This is a genomic window from Enterococcus sp. H57 (assembly GCF_003112495.1).
In the GTDB taxonomy this organism is placed as follows: Bacteria; Bacillota; Bacilli; order Lactobacillales; family Enterococcaceae; genus Enterococcus_B; species Enterococcus_B faecium.
In genome coordinates, this window is the sequence record NZ_BEHC01000093.1 from 1 (window position 1) to 257 (window position 257).

The following is a 257-nucleotide window of genomic DNA, read 5'->3' on the forward strand; positions in this document are numbered from 1 at the left end:
GAATTTGGACATTTAGAGGGTGATACGATTGTCGGCATCCACCATAAAAGTGCCGTCATCACACTCGTTGAGCGACTTTCAAAAGCCATTATCGCCTTGAAACCAGAAGGCCGTAAGGCAGTTGATATTGAAAATTCGATTAATGAATGGCTTCAATCCGTACCCAAAAATCTTTTCAAATCAATTACCTTTGATTGTGGAAAAGAATTCTCTAATTGGAAAAGTATTAGTAATACGAATGATATTGATATTTATTT

1 protein-coding gene is annotated in these 257 nt (G+C 35.8%); it reads left to right on the forward strand.

The features are described from left to right. Positions 1 to 257, forward strand: a 257-nt coding sequence (locus DIZ30_RS13280) for an IS30 family transposase (protein ID WP_109023292.1), incomplete at both ends; no start/stop codon positions are given.